The sequence below is a fragment of the Lentilactobacillus sp. Marseille-Q4993 genome (genome assembly GCF_951230165.1).
Lineage (GTDB): Bacteria > Bacillota > Bacilli > Lactobacillales > Lactobacillaceae > Lentilactobacillus.
In genome coordinates this window covers 1-1,366 of the sequence record NZ_CATNVB010000073.1, presented here as the reverse complement: position 1 = coordinate 1,366, position 1,366 = coordinate 1, and the positions used below count along the sequence as shown (strand labels likewise).

Below are 1,366 nucleotides of genomic sequence, written 5' to 3'. Positions count from 1 at the left end.
GGAACTTAGTCAAATCGTATTGATGAAGTTTCTGAAGCATCGCCGAAAGGTGATGCTTTTTTTGTCTAATCATGAATCAATCTGATTCTGATGAATAAATGGGCCATATTTTTAAAGCCATAACAACCACGTTTAAGCTCTTTGACTTTTCGAATAACTCCTTCTAGCGGCCCATTAGAAAGCTTGGAACAGCAGGCATTCACGATTCCACGCCAATTCTTTTTAAAGGTCGTAAAGACAACTGTCATTTCATTTTTAATTGGCTTAGAACCATTGATTAGTTCTTGAAGAGTGCCTACATCACCATCATGAATAGCATGAAGGATAGCTTGGTATTCTTCATAAATAATTTTGAAATCAGGAAAAGCCTGAATGACGGTATCAATAATGGCCTGTTCAGTTATTTTCTCGTTGATTCCGAACTTGTATTTTACGTTAACGGCATCAATCTCATTTTCATTCTTATGAAATAACCGCCAATGTGACTTCAGCATTTTATATAGGCGTGAATGGTGGTCTTCAATCCCTTTAAGTATTCGGGTGCGTGAACAATCCAAGGCTCGTCCGGCTAATTGAACGATGTGAAAGCGATCGATAACGATTTCCGCATTTGGGAATATTCGTTTGATGAAGTGCTGGTATTGGGCGTTTAAGTCCATTGATACTGCTTTGACTTTGCGTCTTTCTTTCAAGGAATACTGATTAAGAAAGTAATCAACAATGGTCTTAGTCAATCTATTTGGCAATAGAGCGACTAGATTGTGGGTTTGAGCATCAATACAAATAAAAGAAAACATTGAGTGGACTGACCTAAATTCATCAAAGCACAAGTATTTTGGTAGTTCCCGATGTTCTAGAAAGGCCTTCCGGCCTGAGTACATGATTCTCTGAACCGAACTAGGCGAAACACCAACTAGCTTGGCCATCATCTTGACGGTTAGGGTATTTCTATCTAGTTCATTGATCCGCTGATTAACTTGGTTCGTGATTGAATGATTAACTTTAACGATTGGCGTGTGTGCTCCACATGTGTGACCACAGTTTTGGCACAGATAGCGCTGTTTACTTAAATACAGCCGTAGTTCTTTACCTGTTAAGCTAGCAATTCGCAGTTTAGTTAACCGAGTTCCATTCTTTACGATGGTAGGGAACCCGCATAATGGGCAGCGCGTCAAACCGTAGGTTAACCGACCATAAACCGTCATAAACTTTACTCTTTGTGGGCCACTGTATCGATTTTCTTCCTTAACTTTAGTTATTTGTATATTTTTGTCTTTGATATCCAGTAAATCTAAGATAGAATTGTCTTGGGACATCACATACACCTCGCTTGTTTTTTGTTTAGACGCTTAAATCTTAGCATATG

The 1,366-nt window shown here is 38.8% G+C and carries 1 protein-coding gene; it reads right to left on the bottom strand.

Annotated elements, in window-relative coordinates; genetic code table 11:
- Positions 1-65: 65 nt before the first annotated feature.
- Entirely contained in the window at positions 66-1,316 is a 1,251-nt protein-coding gene (locus QOW94_RS11050; protein ID WP_283680501.1) for an ISL3 family transposase, read from the bottom strand.
- Positions 1,317-1,366 lie beyond the last annotated feature (50 nt).